At 40.9% G+C, this 19,496-nt stretch carries 19 protein-coding genes; 4 read left to right on the top strand and 15 right to left on the bottom strand.

Annotated features, from left to right (window positions below):
• Positions 1–117 precede the first annotated feature (117 nt).
• The 14 genes from purH to HXT41_RS01940 all read right to left on the bottom strand — a co-directional run bounded on the left by purH (position 118) and on the right by HXT41_RS01940 (position 14,683).
• The gene (purH, locus tag HXT41_RS01875; protein WP_116994699.1) at positions 118–1,788 is read right to left on the bottom strand and encodes a bifunctional phosphoribosylaminoimidazolecarboxamide formyltransferase/IMP cyclohydrolase; all 1,671 of its coding nucleotides are present in this window, start codon (positions 1,786–1,788) and stop codon (positions 118–120) included.
• A 33-nt stretch (positions 1,789–1,821) separates the two neighbouring features.
• Positions 1,822–3,195: a DUF6350 family protein gene (locus HXT41_RS01880; protein ID WP_421788777.1), complete on the bottom strand. Its 1,374-nt coding sequence runs from the start codon at positions 3,193–3,195 to the stop codon at positions 1,822–1,824.
• Between the two features lie 89 nt (positions 3,196–3,284).
• Positions 3,285–3,866, bottom strand: a complete 582-nt coding sequence (locus HXT41_RS01885) for an adenine phosphoribosyltransferase (RefSeq protein ID WP_012914213.1) — start codon at positions 3,864–3,866, stop codon at positions 3,285–3,287.
• 140 nt (positions 3,867–4,006) lie between these two features.
• Positions 4,007–4,408 carry a preprotein translocase subunit YajC gene (gene yajC / locus HXT41_RS01890; protein WP_064621375.1) on the bottom strand — a complete coding sequence of 134 codons (402 nt, stop codon included), beginning with the start codon at positions 4,406–4,408 and terminating at the stop codon, positions 4,007–4,009.
• A gap of 59 nt (positions 4,409–4,467) precedes the next feature.
• The gene (gene ruvB / locus HXT41_RS01895) at positions 4,468–5,472 is read right to left on the bottom strand and encodes a Holliday junction branch migration DNA helicase RuvB (protein WP_217431467.1); all 1,005 of its coding nucleotides are present in this window, start codon (positions 5,470–5,472) and stop codon (positions 4,468–4,470) included.
• A gap of 94 nt (positions 5,473–5,566) precedes the next feature.
• Entirely contained in the window at positions 5,567–6,196 is a 630-nt protein-coding gene (gene ruvA, locus HXT41_RS01900) for a Holliday junction branch migration protein RuvA (RefSeq protein WP_064621376.1), read from the bottom strand.
• A gap of 87 nt (positions 6,197–6,283) precedes the next feature.
• Positions 6,284–6,865 (bottom strand): crossover junction endodeoxyribonuclease RuvC, encoded by a 582-nt coding sequence (gene ruvC / locus HXT41_RS01905; RefSeq protein ID WP_012914216.1) that lies wholly within the window; start codon positions 6,863–6,865, stop codon positions 6,284–6,286.
• 6 nt (positions 6,866–6,871) lie between these two features.
• A complete protein-coding gene (locus HXT41_RS01910; protein ID WP_004106544.1) occupies positions 6,872–7,630 on the bottom strand; it encodes a YebC/PmpR family DNA-binding transcriptional regulator in 759 nt (252 codons plus the stop codon).
• A gap of 62 nt (positions 7,631–7,692) precedes the next feature.
• A complete protein-coding gene (locus tag HXT41_RS01915; protein WP_064621377.1) occupies positions 7,693–8,349 on the bottom strand; it encodes a CDP-alcohol phosphatidyltransferase family protein in 657 nt (218 codons plus the stop codon).
• Between the two features lie 215 nt (positions 8,350–8,564).
• The gene (thrS, locus tag HXT41_RS01920) at positions 8,565–10,595 is read right to left on the bottom strand and encodes a threonine--tRNA ligase (RefSeq protein ID WP_012914217.1); all 2,031 of its coding nucleotides are present in this window, start codon (positions 10,593–10,595) and stop codon (positions 8,565–8,567) included.
• A gap of 182 nt (positions 10,596–10,777) precedes the next feature.
• Positions 10,778–11,671, bottom strand: coding sequence for a metal ABC transporter permease (locus tag HXT41_RS01925; protein WP_004108805.1), 894 nt, complete (start codon positions 11,669–11,671; stop codon positions 10,778–10,780).
• Positions 11,672–12,628: a metal ABC transporter permease gene (locus HXT41_RS01930; RefSeq protein ID WP_012914218.1), complete on the bottom strand. Its 957-nt coding sequence runs from the start codon at positions 12,626–12,628 to the stop codon at positions 11,672–11,674. It abuts the gene before it with no gap.
• A gap of 6 nt (positions 12,629–12,634) precedes the next feature.
• Positions 12,635–13,357, bottom strand: a complete 723-nt coding sequence (locus HXT41_RS01935; protein ID WP_041160582.1) for a metal ABC transporter ATP-binding protein — start codon at positions 13,355–13,357, stop codon at positions 12,635–12,637.
• 144 nt (positions 13,358–13,501) lie between these two features.
• A complete protein-coding gene (locus HXT41_RS01940; RefSeq protein WP_004108796.1) occupies positions 13,502–14,683 on the bottom strand; it encodes a metal ABC transporter substrate-binding protein in 1,182 nt (393 codons plus the stop codon).
• 472 nt (positions 14,684–15,155) lie between these two features.
• On the opposite strand from HXT41_RS01940, the gene HXT41_RS01945 reads away from it, so the two are divergent.
• From HXT41_RS01945 to HXT41_RS01960, 4 genes are all read left to right on the top strand, one after another.
• The gene (locus HXT41_RS01945; RefSeq protein WP_102155119.1) at positions 15,156–16,295 is read left to right on the top strand and encodes an ADP-dependent NAD(P)H-hydrate dehydratase; all 1,140 of its coding nucleotides are present in this window, start codon (positions 15,156–15,158) and stop codon (positions 16,293–16,295) included.
• Between the two features lie 98 nt (positions 16,296–16,393).
• Positions 16,394–17,044, top strand: coding sequence for an HAD family hydrolase (locus tag HXT41_RS01950; RefSeq protein WP_012914222.1), 651 nt, complete (start codon positions 16,394–16,396; stop codon positions 17,042–17,044).
• Between the two features lie 180 nt (positions 17,045–17,224).
• Positions 17,225–18,157, top strand: coding sequence for a LysR family transcriptional regulator (locus HXT41_RS01955; RefSeq protein ID WP_012914223.1), 933 nt, complete (start codon positions 17,225–17,227; stop codon positions 18,155–18,157).
• A 215-nt stretch (positions 18,158–18,372) separates the two neighbouring features.
• A complete protein-coding gene (locus HXT41_RS01960) occupies positions 18,373–18,822 on the top strand; it encodes a Panacea domain-containing protein (protein ID WP_012914224.1) in 450 nt (149 codons plus the stop codon).
• Between the two features lie 198 nt (positions 18,823–19,020).
• Here HXT41_RS01960 and HXT41_RS01965 read toward each other — a convergent pair whose 3' ends face one another.
• Positions 19,021–19,476, bottom strand: coding sequence for a hypothetical protein (locus tag HXT41_RS01965; RefSeq protein WP_012914225.1), 456 nt, complete (start codon positions 19,474–19,476; stop codon positions 19,021–19,023).
• Positions 19,477–19,496: the final 20 nt, after the last annotated feature.

Here is a 19,496-nt window from a genome sequence, read left to right on the forward strand (position 1 = left end):
TAAGAAAACATGAGTTGTTTTAGGCACTAACACAAAGATGCAGCGCTTGAAGCACACAAACGCTGCATCCATAATATTGATTAATTTATTTGTCTATGAATCTTAGCTAAAGCAATTTTAGTGGAAGAAGTGACGAGTACCGGTAGTGTACATCGTTACACCAGCTTTGCGCGCAGCTTCGAACACTTCTTCGTCGCGAATAGAGCCACCAGGCTGCACGATTGCGCGAACGCCAGCTTCAATCAAAATTTGCGGACCGTCAGCGAATGGGAAGAAAGCATCCGAAGCCGCAACAGCTCCACGAGCACGTTCAGCACCATCAGCCAAAGTATTCGCACGTTCAACAGCCAAATGGCACGAATCCACGCGATTAACCTGCCCCATACCAATGCCAACAGTAGCATTATCATGCGCAAGTAGAATTGCGTTAGACTTTACACAACGAAGCGAACGCCAGGCAAATTGCAAATCGCGCAAAGTATCAGCATCAGCAGGATCTCCAGAAACAAGCGTCCAGTTTTCAGGATTATCACCAACTGCATCAATCTTATCTGCAGACTGAACTAAAGCACCGCCGTCAATAGGATGAACTTGCAAACCTAAAACTGGCGGAGTTGCAACCTTCAAAATGCGGAGGTTCTTTTTTTTAGTGCGAAGCAATTCCAAAGCTTCAGGCTCATAGTCTGGAGCCACAATAACCTCTGTGAAAATTGGACGCACACTTTCTGCCATTTCTAAAGTGACTGTAGTATTTGAAGCAATCACACCACCGTAAGCACTTACAGGATCGCAAGCGTGAGCTTTCTTGTGAGCTTCAGCTGCATTAGTTCCAATAGCTAAACCGCATGGATTATTATGCTTGCAAACAGCAACTGCAATTTGTGGAGCAAAATCCCAAACCGCACGCCAAGCAGCATCCGCATCCACATAATTGTTGTAGCTCATAGGTTTTCCGCCAAGAAGCTCAGCTTGAGCTAAACCGCCCTTATGCAGAGGATCTAAATACAATCCTGCTTGCTGATGAGGGTTCTCGCCATATCGAAGCGTATGCTCTAAGCTCCAAGTGCGCGTGTAGTTTGCAGGAAGCTTTACAGATTCAGCATTTTTACTATCTTCTTCATCATTTGTGTTCAAACTTTCAGGCTTCTGCCATGCTTTACTTGTCCACTCAGATATAGAAGCATCGTAAGCTGCTGTATGAGCAAATGCTTTACCAGCCAAATATTCGCGCTCTTGCAAATTAAAGCCTTCACCTGAAACGATTCTATTAGCTAAAAGCTGGTAATCTGCAGGATCTGTAATAACGGCAACAGACTTATGATTCTTTGCTGCAGCACGAATCATAGAAGGTCCACCAATATCAATTTTTTCAATAATTGCGTCACTATCAGCACCGCTCATTACAGTGTCTACGAACGGATACAAATTAACTACTACAGCATCAAACGGCTTTATGTTTAGCTTTTCAAGTTGCTTTACATGATCAGCATTACTCATATCTGCAAGAATTCCAGCGTGAATATGCGGATCTAAAGTCTTCACCCTTCCATCAAGACTTTCTGGGAAACCAGTAACGTCAGAAACTTCAATAACATGAACGCCAAGTTCCGCCAATTTAGCAGCAGTAGAGCCGGTTGAAACTACTTCAGTATCAGCCTTTCTAAATGCTTCAGCTAATATTTCAAGTCCTTCTTTATGAAAAACTGAAACAAGAACTCTACGAATTTGCCTTTCACCTGTGGTTATCAGCACATTTGCGTTTGATTCTTTGCTCTGTGTCTGTTGCACGGCGGCCTTCCTTCCCAAAATAGTAGTGAGGAATTATTTTCTTTTAGCCTTCGATGAAACCGTCCTAGGAGCGGCTTTTTTCAAAGGCAAAGGTTGATTATTTTTATTACTAGCCTTATTTTCGATTAATTCTGCAAATTTTACAGGTTTATTCGACTTACTAGCAACAATAAGATTTAAGCAATATCTCGCACCACAAATAAGTAGAATACTAAAAATTGAAATAACCAATGCTACAGCAGAAGCGTATAGAGTAAGATGACCAACAGCTCTAGTACTTTCAATAATGTCAACTCCAATATAAGAAAGTCGACATTCCCCTAATGAACCATTTGCTATTGAAAAAACAACAGTCCACATAATTGTAATTAAAGCGGATACGCCAACACTATCAGTTGCAGCTTCTATAGCGTTCAACATAAAAGACTCACGCTCAGTTTTATCAATAATATTTTTTAGGCGCAAGCCACAGCCGCTTTTATGCAATAAAGCTACAAACATTACAATAAAGCATAAAGTTGGAACTATAGAGTAAAAAACAGTGCGATGCACAACGTCAATAACAGCATCAGGAAATATTCCAAAAACCGGAATAGGCGGCAAAGATTTACGTTGAGAAACTGTTAAAGTAAATTGTGCAACAGATCCAATATTAAATCCAGATCCACAAATCCAAGATAATGCCCAAATAGCAACATTAGGCAACCAAACTAAGCAAGCAATAGTTGTAAGAATACGCGAACCATTTTGCATGCCTAGTTTATTGAAATATGAATTAACATAACCAAAATTTGTACAAGCCCAAACCACAACAGTTATTAACGCAACAAACGCATATAAACCGAACAAAATTACCGCAGTTCGCTTAGTAATACGAATATTTTTTTGAATATACTCAGGACATATTTGCTTATAACGCTGCTTAGCAGATACAAACAGCGAGCTTCTTGGGAAAACCGCTATAAGTAACGAAATTAAATAAACACAAGAAGATTTACAAGCAACAATAAAAGTAGAATCAAGTAAAGTAACATGCGTATTTTGAGAAAGTATCGCATTAATAGCAGCCCAGACTACAAGCCCAGTAAAATATGCTATATTCCCACCTTTAATACGACGAATTAAGCATACAAGCGTTGAAATAAGTAGAAAAGTAAGGCCTAAAGGAATAATCGTAAGAATGCAATTTCCAAAAGTAAGACCCACGCCTTGAGCAAACATAAACACAGCCCAAGTCATAGACATTGCAGATTCAGAAAGATTACCTGTTCCTTCTTCGATAGAAACCACAAGAAGTGTGAGAGATAAGAAAAGACCTATCGTAAGAGAAAAAATAAAAATAACAATAACAGGAGTTATTACACCTTTAGACATGTTTATTAAGGATGACTTAAGCTTTTCAACCATGCCTTTTCCTTTCAATTCTTTTAGGTGCAAAACCAATATATTGTTTTAAATAGGATATTACTTTAATAATAAGCGATAATAATAAACTTTTAAGCTGGCATAGTAATTAAACTACTGCAAGGATAATCGCATAACTCACTCATTCCACTAATACCAGTAAGTTCAATAACAAAACTAAAACCTGCAACTATTCCTTGAGCGCGCTTGACAATATTTGCAGCAGCTTTTGCAGTGCCTCCAGTTGCAATAAGATCGTCAACAATAAGCACACGTTGACCTGGCTTAATAGCGTCGCTTTCAATTTCAATACTTGCCTGACCATACTCAAGCATGTATGACTCAGTAATAACTGGAGGAGGTAGCTTACCAGCTTTACGAATAGCAAGAAAACCTTTGCCTAACCGAGATGCCAACAATGGTCCAAAAAGAAAACCTCGAGCTTCAAGCCCAGCAATCAAATCAATTGAATCAGCTGGCACAGGCAAGGCATCAATTAAAGAATCAATAAGAATTCGCGAAGAGCGCGCATTTGAAAATATAGGAAGAAAATCACGGAATATAATACTAGGATTGGGGAATCCTGGAACGGTACGAATCAAAGAAGCAAGATAAGCGGCATCATCGTTGCTTACTGTTTTCAACGTTTTCACTGTAATATCCGTTGCTGTCATAATCCTAACGTTCTTTTCTTCACAAGACTTGTTATTGGAATATGGAAAGAATGTCACATATTCGCGTGATGCGTGAGACATGTGCTGACTCACACATCACGACTTAAGTATTAAATTATAAATTTATGAGATAAAAGTTATTACTTTTCAGATTCTGCAGATTCTGATACTGGCTCGTTATCTTCGCTTACAGATTTATTTGCATCATCTTGCTTAGCTTCTTCAGCTTGTGCAGCTTCTTCTGCTTCTTCATCGCTAATAAACGCTGGACGCACATACAATCTGTTCACAGCGCGGAAAGATACTCGCATCAAACTACCTTCTGAATCGATAACAATCTCTTCATATTGAGTATCTACGCTTACAATCTTGCCGATAATGCCGCCGATTGTAATAATTTCAGTACCTGGTTCCAAAGATTCATGGAAGGAACGCATTTCAGCTTGACGCTTCTTAGCATTGCGAGTCTGGAACATCATCATGCAAACCATTGCTACAACGAGAATAATAAGCATGCCATACTGCTGGAAAAATTGAGGCAAAGTAAACTCCTTAAGTATCCAACCCTAAGACGGTCGAAATGCCGTCCAAGTTAATTATTTTAAGCTAGCTCACTGACATTACTAGGCTCTTTAAAGCCCAAATGTTTCCAAGCTTTACTAGTTGCAACACGACCTTTAGGAGTGCGAATTAAGAATCCTTCACGCACTAAATATGGTTCACATACTGTTTCAACAGTTTCAGCTTCTTCACCAACCATTGCAGCTAGATTATTAAGACCAACCGGTCCACCGTTAAACTGACAAACCATAGCCTTCAAAACTGCAATATCAAGTCGATCAAGACCTTGTGTATCAATCTGGTATAAAGCTAACGCTTCAACAACAGCTTCATGATTTACTTCTGACAAATCATGCACAATAGCCCAATCTCTGACACGTCTCAACAAGCGATTCGCTATACGAGGAGTGCCACGAGAGCGTAACGATAGCTCTTTAGCAGCTTGATCTATAAGGCGAATTCCTAAGACTTTAGCAGATCGCTCAATAAGTTTTTCAAGCTCTTCGTGAGGATAAAAATCAAGGTGAGCAGTAAAACCAAAACGAGCGCGCAATGGAGAAGGCAACATTCCTTCCCTAGTGGTAGCTCCAACTACAGTAAAACGAGGAAGAGTTAGCGGTATTGATGAGGCACCAGGACCTTTACCGACCATAACGTCAACGCGAAAATCTTCCATAGCAATATAAAGCAACTCTTCTGCAGCACGAGGCAAACGATGGATTTCGTCAATAAACAACACCTCACCTGCGTCAAGCGCACTTAGTATAGAAGCTAAATCTCCAGCATGCTGGATGGCAGGACCTGAAGTAATTCGAATAGGAACTTGCAATTCATTAGCAACAATCATTGCTAATGTAGTTTTTCCCAATCCAGGAGGGCCAGCCAATAACATATGGTCAGGCGCAACATCACGCTTTTTAGCAGCATCTAAAAACAGTTGCAATTGCGCTTTTAAAACTGGTTGACCAATAAAACCTTCTAATGCGCGAGGACGAAGTTCCTCATCACTGAGTTGCTCATTTCCTAAAGGCGTTGAAGAAACCATGCGTAAGGATTCTTCAGCAACACCAGTATTTAGCGCAGAAGTATACTCTTCACTCACTTCAACTCCCCCAATACTAGATTCTTTACAAACATGATTACCTACCCCTATCAAGTGAAGCTAATGCCATTCGTAAAACATTAGGCAAATCTGCATCAGATATAGGAGTAGAAATATTATTATCTGCACAAACTTGCTCAACTGCTCTTTGAGCGTCAACTTGTCTCCAACCCAATGAAACAAGACCCTCTATTACGCATTGCACGCTAGAATCAACAATCTGCTTATTAGATTGAGTAGAATCATTAGAACTATCTGCCAGTATTGAAGAATCAAGAGAACCCTTCAATTCCAAAATAATCTTCTGCGCACCCTTTTTCCCTAAACCAGGAGCAGAAGAAAGAGAAGTTACATCTCCCTCAGAAATAGCTTGTAAAAGACGATCAACATTCAAAGTTGAAAGCATAGAAAGAGCAACTTTAGGACCAATTCCACTAACTTTTTGCACTTGCAAAAACATTCGTTTAGCAGCTTGAGTTGTAAAACCATAAAGAGTTAAAGCATCTTGCGAAACTTGAAGCGACGTATAAACGCGAGCTTCCTGGCCTTCATGCAAAGAAGACAAATCTTGAGAAGGCATATAAGTCTCATAGCCAACTCCAGAAACAACAATAAGAGCAGAACGAGCATCAATTGACGCAACTTGTCCAACAAGCATTCCAATCATAAACTCACTCCCACTTAACAAAAACTCATAGCTTAAAGCACATAAAGTCAAATACAATTATAATAGAACATCTGTTCTATTAATATCCTACATGCCTCGAACGACAGAAGAAGATTTACGCGCCTGAGCTTGAGCTAAAGCCCACTGTTTCTGCGCAGCAGTTAGATGCTGCTCGCGCTCGCCACCTTGTAAAGCACCAGAAGGACGAAGAGCATGACAAATAGCTTGAGCTAAAGCGTCGGCAGCATCAGCAGGAGTAGGCAAAACATTAAGTCCAAGTAGTCGCGCGACCATGCGCTCTACTTGAGGTTTTTGAGCTTTTCCGTTTCCAGCTACAGCAAGTTTAACTTCAGTAGGAGTGTGTAAAGCAACAGGAATATTGCGCTGAGCTGCAGCAAGCATTGCAATACCTGCAACCTGTGCAGTGCCAAGAACAGTATTTCGATTTTCTTGCGCAAAAACACGTTCAATAGACACAGTATCAGGCGAAAAACGCTCAATTTTTTCAACTAATCCATTATAAATCTTTAAAAGTCGCAAATCTTGCGAAAGATCAGGCTCAGACCTCAACACATCGACGTGAATAAAAGAAAGCCGACGCGAGACGCCGGCTTCAATCACGCCGACCCCGCAGCGAGTAAGCCCGGGGTCAACGCCCAAAATCATCATAGGAGACTATTCATCTTCCTCAAGCTGAGCCATAACTTCATCTGAAGCGGTCCAGTTGCTGTAAATATTCTGAACATCGTCCAAGTCATCGAGATTATCGATTAAGCGAGAAACCTTTTGAGCATCTTCGAAGCTCAATTCAACCTCATTATTTGGATGCATAATGATATCTGCAGAATCATAGTCGAAACCAGCTTCCTGCAAAGCCTTACGCACAGTTACCAAATCACTGGAATTGGTGTAAACAGAATAAACATCGCCATCATCAGCAACATCTTCAGCTCCAGCTTCAGCTGCAACTTCGAAAAGCTTATCGTAGTCAACACCTTCGGATGGAACTTCAATCAAACCTTTACGTTCGAAGTTGAAGCTCACGGAACCGCTTGTTGCCAAAGAACCGTTGCCCTTAGTAAGAGTTGAACGCACATCAGCAGCAGCACGATTACGGTTATCAGTAAGGCATTCAATAATCAATCCAACACCTGCAGGAGCGTAACCTTCGTAAACAATCTCTTCATAGTTTGCGCCGCCAGCTTCTTCACCAGAACCACGCTTTACAGCGCGCTTGATGTTGTCAGCAGGCATGGAAGCCTTTTTAGCTTTAACGATGGCATCGTACAGCGTAGGGTTACCATCAGGATCGCCACCACCCAAACGTGCAGCAATTTCAATGTTCTTAATAAGCTTGGCAAAAAGCTTGCCACGCTTTGCGTCGATAGCGGCCTTCTTGTGCTTTGTAGTCGCCCACTTGGAATGACCTGACATGATACTCCTAAAACGTACAGTTAATCAAACGAAACGATTTTATTGCGCTTTCGCGACAAATTTTATTTATCTTTTATATCAAGCCCATGCTTTACTTCAAAAATACGCTGGAAAACTGTAATAATACCGCCAATAGCAAGCAGAATCATAGCAAAACTTAACCAAAAAAGTTGATTTGTAAGACCAACAAGCCCCATAGCAACAAGAATCACAGCAACTCTATCTGCACGAGTTATTAAACCTTTTTTAGAATCTACATTTATTGACTGACCGCGAGCGCGAGTGTATGAAGTTACGAAAGCTGCCATAAGAGCAACCAAACAGCTTAATAATCCTACACACTTTATTGCATTGCCATTCAAAGTTGAAATCCAAGTGCACATATCTTTTTCGTGAGCTTCATACAAACAAATGCATACAGAGGAAAATAATGACCAGTCTGCAATGCGATCGAGAGTTGAGTCAAGAAATGCACCAAATTTTGTGCCGCCTGTTGTCAAAGCAGCAACAGAACCATCTAAACTGTCCGCAAGCACAAAAATAGTTAAAAATATAGTGCCAACAACAAACTGTTTAGTAAAAGCAGTAACAAAAGCAATAATAACTACAGCTATTGTTCCGACAATTGTTACACAGTTAGCACTTATGCCTAATCGGACTAGCAATTTTGCAATTGGAGAAATAGTGCGCTTAAACCCGCTGCGTAATGATTCCAACATTGAATGCAACCTTCCTAGCGTAATCAAGCAAATAAAACTTGGGTTCAATAAACAATCTCATATTAGTCAATCGGCTGTAATACACACAAAAGCCCACACAACGTTAAGAAGTGTGGACTTTTGCTTATTTCGTTTATTTATTGCAATTTAGTTTTCAAGCGAAACTGTGCTGCTTAAGTAACGTTATTTAAATTACATAACTTAAATAGCTTATGCTACTTAGTGTAGCGCTCGAAATCTTCTGCAGTATTGACCTGAACGCGCTGCTTAATGATGGACAAAATCCACTCTTTAGCTTGCGAAACAGGAACGCCATTCAATTGGCTGCCATCGCGGAAGCGGAAGCTCACAGCATTGTTGTTCACATCCTCTTCGCCAGCAATCAAAGTGAATGGCACCTTAGACTTAGAAGCGTTACGAATCTTCTTGCCGAAGCGATCGTCAGAGTTGTCCATTTCGCAACGAACCATATTCTCTTCCAAATCGCTAATCAATTTTTGCAAGTGTGGAGCGAACTCGTCTGCAACAGGAACGCCAGTTACCTGAACTGGAGCCAACCATGCTGGGAACGCGCCCGCGTAATGCTCGAGCAAAATAGCGAAGAAACGCTCAATAGAGCCAAAGAGTGCGCGGTGAATCATCACAGGACGCTGGTGGCTACCGTCAGCCGCAATGTACTCCAACTTAAAGCGCTCAGGCAAGTTGAAGTCGAGCTGAATAGTAGAAACCTGCCAAGTGCGACCGATTGCGTCTCGAGCTTGCACGGAAATCTTCGGGCCGTAGAATGCAGCTCCACCTGGATCGTCCACGAGTTCCAAACCAGACTCTTTAGCAACCTCTGCCAAAGTATTAGTTGCTTCTTCCCAAATCTCGTCGGAACCGACGAACTTATGCTCATCCTTAGTGGAAAGCTCCAAGTAGAAGTCGTTCAAACCGAAGTCTTTAAGAAGACCAAGCACAAAGTTAAGCAAGCTCTTCAACTCATCGCGCATCTGCTCGCGAGTGCAGTAAATGTGCGAATCATCCTGAGTCAATCCACGAACACGAGTTAAACCATGCACAACGCCAGACTTTTCGTAGCGATACACAGTACCAAACTCAAACAAGCGCAAAGGAAGCTCGCGATAAGAACGCTGGCGAGACTTGAAGATCAAGTTATGCATTGGGCAATTCATTGGCTTCAAGTAGTAGTCAGCACCTTGGCGAGTTACGTTACCATTTTCGTCGCGCTCTTCGTCAAGCTTCATTGGAGGATACATGCCATCCTTGTACCACTGCAAGTGGCCGGAAGTCTCATATAAGCCACCCTTAGTAATGTGCGGAGTTTGTACGAAGCTGTAGTGATGCTTTCTGTGCTGCTCGCGCGAATAATCTTCCATTGCGTTAATAATTGCAGCACCCTTTGGATGGAATACGGCTAAGCCTGGGCCAATCTCGTCTGGGAAGGAGAACAAATCCATCTCTTGACCAAGCTTGCGGTGATCGCGCTTAGCAGCTTCTTCCATGCGAGTTGTGTAAGCTTTAAGCTCTTCCTTGCTAGGCCAAGCAGTGCCGTAAATGCGCTGAAGCATAGGATTCTGCTCCGAGCCACGCCAGTAAGCTGCAGCCACACGCTCAAGCTTAAAAGCCTTAATGTAACGCGTGTTTGGAAGGTGAGGTCCGCGGCACAAATCGCTCCAAACCTTGTTTCCTTCGCGATCTACATTGTCGTACATGCTAAGCTCATGCTTGCTGATTTCGCCAGAGGCAGCAGGATCAAGAGCTGCTTCCTTATCCCCAATCAACTCCAACTTATAAGGTTGATTTGCTTCTTCTTCGCGCGCTTCGTCCTCTGTTACAACGCGACGACGGAAGCTTTGAGACTCTTTAATAATGTGCTGCATATGCTTTTCGATTTGCTTCAAATCGTCTGGCGTAAATGGAGTATCAACATCGAAATCGTAGTAAAAGCCGTCTTTAATTACAGGACCTACGCCCAACTTTGCGTCTGGTCGAATTTCTTGAACAGCTTGAGCCATCACGTGAGTAGCGGAATGACGCATGATTGCGATGCCATCTTCACTATCAAGGGCCACTGATTCCACGGTATCGCCGTCATGAAGAGACGTGTACAAATCACGCAACTCGCCATTTAAACGCACAGCAATAATATTCTTATCTTCCGCGAAAAGTTGGGCGCCAGTGAAGCTTGCATCCACCTCCTTGCGTTCCTCGTTTACGGTGATGGAGATGGTATTTTCAGCCATAATTGTCCTTTTCTATCGGGGTCTTGCGTTACTAATGTGCAGACCTGGACTTGTGTGACGTCGATAAACTTACGCGATTAAACAATCAACAAAACGCGCAAAAACGACGTCAATCGCGCGCATTTTTCACGCGCAATTCGTTGACATTCTAGGACAACAGAGCGACTTTTAAAACTCTTTTGCTAAATAGCGTTTTCGGCTACTTTTTCTCGCCTTGCATGCAATCTTGATGAAAAATCATTAATTTTTATAAAAATGCTTTCGCCAATCTTGACTATTAAGAAGAAAGCTCCAGCGCAAATAGCAATAGTGCCACCGGCAGAAAGCTTCAGTATTACAGCTAAAGCTAGTCCAATTAAAGCAATTGAAACAGCAGTAATTACGCATGCAAGTACGAATTTATTTATAGAAGCAATTCTTCCCTTTAATGCTGCAGCAGGAGCAGCAATAAGAGATACTGAAACAACTGTACCAACTGCTGGAATAATAACGGAAACAGTAATAATAATCAAAGCAAGAACCATGCCCTGTATAAAACCTGATCTTCCGCCTGCAGCACGGTAATTAATAGGGTCAAACGAGCAATGCACAAGATTAGCAGAATTAAAAATCCATAATCCCAAAACAAGCAAGAAAGCAACAGAGGCTGAAATTACGTCTGCAGGAGTGCAATTAAGCAATGATCCAGTTAAAAATCCCTCAATACGCAATGGCAATGGAGCAAACCACTTATTTAAAAAGTATCCACTAGCAAAGCCAACAGTTAAAGTAATACCAGCTGCAGCTTGCGAAGAAATGCCTTTAAGATGCGAAAGTGCATACATTACTAAAGAAAGTACAACACACGCAACAGCAGCACCGACAAAAAGCCCAAGCGACAAAATATTTTGATCTATTGTATAAGCAGAAGTTAAAACTACACCTAATACTGCTCCAGGAAAAGCAGCATGAGTAATAGATTCAGTAAAGAATATTCGCTGATTAAGAAGCGCGAGAGAGCCAACAAAACCACATAGAGCACCTACAACAATTGCTTCAACTATAGGTAGAGCAATAATTTGCCAAATACTTACCATCTATTCCCTACCTTTACAAGATTTTGCTAAAACATGCATATCGGTACCGCTTGTATGAGTTTTATGCGCAAAAACTATAGATGAAATGACTTGGAATAGCCAGCGTACAATAAGCACAACTACGAACATTGCACACATGCTTAATGCAATTGCAGCTTGAGGAGAAATAGGATGATCAAGCTCCAAATTCATAACGTACATACCAAGAACAACTCCAGCAATACCAACAAAGATACCAACTGCAACCATACGCCCAACTGTTCTAGACACTAAACGAGCACTAGCTCCTGGAATAATAAGGTACCCGATCACAAGAAGAACACCAACAGCTGAAGATGCAGAAACAACAACCGCAGCAATGCCAACGTTAAGAACAATATCGACAAAAAGAGTATGCACTCCCATTAATGGAGCACTTGCTCGATCGAAAGCAACAATAATCTGCTGTTTCCAAGTTGCCAAAAGCACAATAATTGCAAACAAGCAAATCCACATTGCTTGAGTCATTCGCTCATCAGTGACATCAAGCAGCCTACCAAACATCAATGCCTCGAGCTGACCTGACATATCACCTTTTTTTAGTGAAATTACTACACCAAGAGCAAAGAAAGTAGTTAAAACAGTTGCGATAATCGATTCATTTATGCGAGTTGAACGAGAAGCCCACACTAATGCAGCAACTAAAAATACTGAACAAATTGCAGCACCAGGAATAATTTGATCTATGCCACCGTATAAAGCGCCTACAACAATTCCAGGAAATATGCCATGCACAATAGCTTCCGCATTAAATTCAGCACATCTCAAGTTCACAAATACACCAACGATTCCGCTAGCTATAGATAGAACTATAAGTAAGCAGAACGGGCGAAAAATATAAGGAGCAGAAGCAATAAAATCAAAACCAGGAATTGGTTCCAGAACTTTTCTTAATGACTCAACTAATTGGGCAAGCATTGAAAATCAGCCTTCCGCAATTTCCGAAAAAGTAAGACCTGCAGAAGCAGCAGGCATGCTTCCACCATATGCACGAGTAATATTTTCTTTAGTCATTACTTCTTTAAGCGCGCCAAAAGCAATCTGCTTGCCAGCTAAAAGTAGCGCTTTTTCACAAATAGCATCTGCAATAACTAAATCGTGCGTAGATACAACAAAAGCAATACCTTCTTGCTTTGCTGATTTCATAATATTAAGAAGTTCTCGGCGATTCGGTTCATCAAGACCATTAAAAGGTTCGTCGAGCAAAATAAGCGTTGGCTTTGCAACAATCGCGCGCGCAAGAAGAATGCGCTGGCGCTGACCGCCAGAAAGGTCACCAAATCGCACATCTGCGCGATTGAATAAACCAACATGATTAAGAGCATCCTCAACAGCTTTTTTCTGATCTTTTTTAAGCAATCCAAGAAAACCTGTCTGTCTACTTAAGCCCATTGCAACAACTTGCCGTGCAGTAATCGGGAACGTTAAATCCAAATCAACCTGCTGTGGAACATATCCAATAGACAAAGCCTTAGGCATTTTCAGTTCACCGCGACTTACGCGCACGATACCAATAATAGCCTGCAAAAACGTTGTTTTCCCAGAACCATTTGGACCTATTAAAGCCAAAGCTTCCCCGGCTTGCACACTGCCATTAATACCAGTCACTACAGTTTTATAACCGTATGCCAGGTCGCAATTTTTCATTGCAAGGACGCTCTTATTCACTATATTTCCAGTCTTTTCAGTTTATTAATAAGTATTCGTAACAGTAACTTCTTGCTTTCGCTATTAAACTTTCGCTATTAAAGTTACTGTTACGATACTATTATTTTTACTGTTATTTATATGTTACTTCTTCAATGCAGTCTTAACTGAATCTGGAAGTTCAGGAACATTACCATTCCAAGCTTTCACCAATGTTTCAACATTGTGAACAATGGAACCGATGTAAGTTTCGCCTGCAGATCCGACTGGTCCAAGCGAATCTCCATAAAGTGCGTCGTCGCCAATAACAGCCTTTACTCCTGCTGCTGCAGCAACAGCCTTGATAGACTTGGAATTGTTAGAATTCTCAGCAAAAATCGCAACAGCTCCGGACTTCTTGACATCTTCTGCAGCTTTCTGAATATGATCTGCAGTAGCATCCTGCTGGCTGTTGAAATCAGAAAGTGCTGCACCAATGAACTTCACATTGTAGTCACGAGAGAAGTAACCGAATGCATCGTGAGAAGTGAAGAGAACACGATGCTTTTGTGGCACACTATTCAAAGCTTTAGTTGCCCAAGCATCCAAATCAGTCAAAGACTTAACGAACTTTTCAACATGCTCATCGAAAATAGATTTGCTCTTAGGAAGAGCTTTTCCGAGGAAATAACCAATATTCTTAACCTGAATCATCGTGTTCTTCGTGCTGGTCCAAATATGTGGATCGTACTGGAATTCAGGCTCCTTCTCGCCTTCTTCTGGAGGGAATGGCCACTTTTCAGCATGCACCTTAGCGATACCGCGATCAACCTTGTATGGAAGATCCTTTTCCTTAGCAGTCTCAGCCTTTGGATCCTTGATTTCGTCAGCAGTGAGAATACCGGAAGTTACACCCATAGTGCCCTTAAAACCGGTAGCTTTCACAGCTTGATCCAAGAAGTGCTCGAGATCTACACCAGAAACAAGCATCAAATCAGCCTTAGAAAGAGCTTTAGATTGAGCTGGAGTCATTTCATGCTCATGAGCAGAAGCGTTTGGCGCAAGCAAGCAGGTCAAATTAATTGTTGACTTTGCTTTGTCTTGAGGAGCTCCGATTACAGACTTCTTGCCCTGAGAATCAGTCTTATTGAGGCTCAATCCAGATTTTGCGTCAGCAGTTGAAGCGATTTGAGTTACGTAATCGCAAATTTGAGTTGTAGTTGCCACTACATTTACTTGATTGCCCTTCGCCTTATTTTCGGCATTTTTTGCGGAGCCGCAAGCACCCATAGAAGTTGCTAATAATGCAACCGCAGCTGCAGTTGCGAAAATTCGTGAAGTTTTCACACTCGTTCCTTTCGGGAATCTTTAACTGTTATTGCATGGGTTGATTGTGAGAGGTACTCATGAAAGCTATTCATGAAAAAAATAATCATTCGCAATAACGCTTATAGCATAAGAAAAATATACGTGACGGTCAATAAAAAATGTGAAAAAATATAATTATTTTTGCAAAAATGCGTTTCGTGAATTTTTCATCTGCTATAATGCAAAATTTCAAAAAAGACCATGCTGCTTTCTGCTTTATCTTGCATTAAAAAACGTTAATATACCAACGAAAAAATAAATGTGATTATAACATTTGGACAAATTTATTAATCAGGCATTTTTGTTTATTTTTTACGCAAAACTAGTAGCGACACGCCATAATATTCACGACACGCAGAATAACAAAAAAATTACAAATATTTTCAAAATGTTTACAAATTGTAACAATACATAAGTTTAGACAGTAATACACATGTTTAGCCAACTCTGCATGTGCTTAATGACGATTACACTTAATACTATGTTTGGCAATACAGATGGTATGAATTACATTGCAAAACCTGACAGTTCGCACACTGACGCTAAAAACTCTGCAAATAATGAAATATCAGTAGATATTCATCTTGCTTCCACACCATTGCGCACGCCTCATGCAAGCGATAATAAATATTCAAGAGGCGTTCTAGGCGTAATTACCGGTTCAAACGACTATCCCGGAGCAGCAGTGTTAAGCACAAGCGCTGCAATACATGCAAATATTGGAATGGTCCGTTATTCAGGTCCTCTTCGTGCACAAAATTTAGTATTGCAAGCATCCCCTGAAGTAGTAGCATACGAACAATTAAACGGAAAAATCGACGCAATAACAGTTGGATGCGGCATACCAGACGAAAGCCATTGCAACGACGAAACGGCTTTATCTCAAAGAAAATACATTGCTAGCATACTTGCAAAATACTCCAACGAAAACGACAACGACAACAAAAACGACAACGCTGAAACGCAATTAAATAACAATCTTCCGCCAATATGCGTAGATGCTGGAGCATTAGACTTACTACCAAAACAAGTTTGCGAAAAAGTAGTTCTCACACCTCACGCAGGAGAATTAAGCTCGCTTTTTACTAGATACGATTTAGAAGTAAGCGCACAACAAATAGCCAGCAACCCAACACACTACGCTCAAAAAGCAGCCGATCTTACTGGAGCAACTGTGTTAGTTAAAGGCGCAACAACAGCAGTTGCATCACCATCAAAATTGCACTCTCCTATTTATATTGCACAATACGCTCCATCCTGGCTAGCAACTGCAGGTTCAGGAGATGTTCTAGCAGGAATTTTAGGAGCATTGCTGGCTCAGCACGAAAAAGATAACGAAAACAACGCGAACAACAACGAGAAAAACAATGCGAACAACAAAAATTACGCACTTATTGCAGCGAGCGCAGCTGTGATTCATGGAGTTTGCGCAGTATTTGCGTCACGCAGTAGCGGAGGAAACAATTACACTCAACTAGTGCAAGACATAGTGAAATCAAAGCGTGCTTTAACTTTGGAACATCCAATTGTGGCAAGCGACATTATAAATGCATTACCGCATGTTCTTGGGATTCTTATTAATATAAAGTAGCGCGCGGAATAATATCAGCAGTGTACAAAATTAACGCATGAAACAAAATACGCGAATGTAAAATAACGTATGAAACAAAATAGAAGGAGTAGAAATAAATGACTAACGCACAAAATATTGAGATCCATGACGTCATGTTTGATTATTGCAGAGTTCTACTCGAATGGAATTGCCGAAACTGTTTGCAAAACCAGTTCCCGAATTTAGTTGATACTATTTGCCCTAATGGAAGCTTTGGAAAGAACGATTTAGCCGGGTTCTATGAATTTGAGGACCGCATGGATGGCGGCGAGCTTTTGAAAGATCTTATGCCTGAATACGAACGTCGCTTTGGAAGCGAACTTGCTGAAGCTTTCCGTTGGTATTGCGCTCATTATGACCAAGTTTTGACACGAATGATGCCTGGAATGGTTGATTTATTGCATGATTTACGTAAAGCTGGATACGGCGTATGGGGCTTAACAAATTGGTCTAAAGAAACTTTCCCACTTGCGTTACGCAAATTCCCAGAACTTTCTACTCTTTTGCAAGGAACCATTATTTCCGGTGTTGAGCATTTGCATAAGCCAGAACCGGAAATTTTTGAACTTGCTATAAGTAGATTTGGATTAAATCCGCAAACAACTGTTTTCTTCGACGATAAGCCAGCAAATATTGATGGAGCTCATAGAGTTGGCATGCATGGATTTGTTTTTACAACTGCAGAGCAAGCGCGTAAGGATTTAGCTTCAATAGGAGTAAATCTTTAATAATTGCTTAAATATTTAGCTTATACTACTAAGATTATATATAAAACTATGGTTATGTGGAACTATGGTTATGACAACTAAGAATTAGGTTATGCCTATACCTTTTGCTAGATTCGTTAGCGGCTCATTTATGTGATTTTTGATGATTATCGTAACTTTTAGCTCACGAAAGAAGCTCGTATGACTTTGCTACAACTGAAGTATATTGTAAAAATCGTTGACTGCGGTTCAATGAATGAAGCAGCACGAGCACTATATATTTCACAACCAGCATTGAGCTCTTCTGTAAAAGAGCTTGAAAGAGAACTTAACATTGAAATTTTCACTAGATCCACTCAAGGAATTGCATTAACAGCTGATGGAGCTGAGTTTTTGACGTACGCTCGACAAGTAATTGAGCAGGCGGATCTTCTTGAAGAACGATACAAAAGTACGAAGCCTCGCCCACAATTATGCAGCGTTGCAACACAACACTACATGTTTGCTGTTGAAGCATTCGTCGATATGATTCGCAGTATTCATTCTAACGAATACGAGTTTTCAATTCGCGAGACGCGCACAAAAAATATCATTAAGCAAGTAAGCGATATGCGCGCAGACCTTGGAATTCTTTATCTTTCTGACTACAACAAGGATGTAATCGGCAAGCTGCTTCGTGAAAAACATTTGGAATTCCACCCGCTTTTCCGAGCAAAATTGCATGTTTTTCTTTCTAGAAATAATCCGCTTGCAGTGCGAAAAAGCTTGAGCTTGGAAGATTTGAAACCGTATCCGTTTATTCAATACGAACAGGGAGAAGAAGGAAGTTTCTTCTTCGCAGAAGAAGCGGTTTGGCCTACTCGCCCACCGAAAAAGATCAACGTTTCTGACCGCGCTACCATTTTAAACTTTATTATTGGGTTGAATGGTTACACTGTTTGCACTGGAATAGATAACGGCGATTTAAACAATGAAAAAATTGTCACTATTCCGCTTGAATGTGATGACACTATGCTTGTTGGCTGGATTACCAACGAGCGCACGAAGCTTTCAAGAGCTTCACTCGCTTATCTTACGCAACTTAAATCTGTGCTTGTAAGACATGGTTACGCGCTTATAGATTCACGAAATTAGTTTATTAACTTACTCGCTTATTAACTTATTGCATGTTGAACTATTAAATGATTAGTTCGCAAAACAACAATCAAATAAGTTGAACTTGCAAAATAACACAAACTAAAAAATAACTCATAATACAAGTTGTCCACATTTCTTTAATCGAATTGACGCTCACTTTTTCCATTCATAAAATCGCTATTAATTTGTTGCAAAGAAAAAGGAGATGCGTGATGGGCATTATTAATGTAGCGGCAAAAATATTGGAAATTATGGGACCAATGACAACTATGAAGCTGCAGAAGCTTGTGTATTATTCTCAAGCGCACAGCTTAGCTACAACTGGATTGTCACTATTTCCGGAAGATTTTGAAGCTTGGACGAACGGTCCGGTTTCATTGGAACTATTTAACAGGCATCGAGGAAGATTCACAATTCGCAAAGAAGAACTACTGATTTCTCTTCCAGAAAGATGCGCAACTTTAGAATATGAGCAGGTCAAGATTATAGAGGAAGTGTGCGCAAAACTTGGAAATCTTACAGGAAATCAGCTCAGCGAAAGAACGCATAAAGAAGATCCGTGGATTCGCGCGAGAATCGGCATATCTGCAAATCAAGGCAGCGAGGAAATAATTTCCAAGAAGTCAATGCGAGATTATTATTTGAAACATCCGATTGCGTAGTAGCAAAATCCTTCTTGAAATAGCACTCGCTAAAAAGTACGTAATCGCAATAGACATAACAGGTAGAAAGTGCAACATACAAAAAGCAGAGAATACACAATGCACAAATTGTAACACACAAATAATTAAGGCGAGCACGTTGTTATTAGCAAGTGCCCACCTTAATCATTAAAAAACATTCTTATTTTATAAGTACATCTAAATCGCAGTGCCGTGCTCGTCAAGGCGCGGATTCTGCCTAGAATTACTAAAGCTAAAGAACAAGCCAAACACGCCTAATGCAAACAAAACGGAAACTACCACAACAAGCACAATAGGCTGGCTAGGAAGCCACATAATCACCAAGAAAGCAAGCGCGGAAAGCAAAATCACAGCCCAGGAAAACACTCCGACAACTTTACGAACAACATTCCAAGTATCATCGCCCAACTGAGATCGCTTAACATTGCGAGCCAGTCTCTCCTCCTCAGCTGTCACGTTAGAAGTTGGCTTCCAAGGACCAGTTCCCCTCTCTTGAAGTCTTCTAGAGCGTTCTTGTAAATTGTATTCGTCAATCATGCCTCCGCGAGCGCGACCTTTTGTTTCATCATATTGAGAAGGAATCCCCTTGCGGCTCTGCCTTTCCTTCGCGCGACGCTCTTTGCGGTTTGCCATGATTGTTCCTTTCTACATTG

It is taken from the genome of Gardnerella sp. DNF01189 (assembly GCF_049244195.1).
Classification (GTDB): Bacteria; Actinomycetota; Actinomycetes; order Actinomycetales; family Bifidobacteriaceae; genus Bifidobacterium; species Bifidobacterium swidsinskii.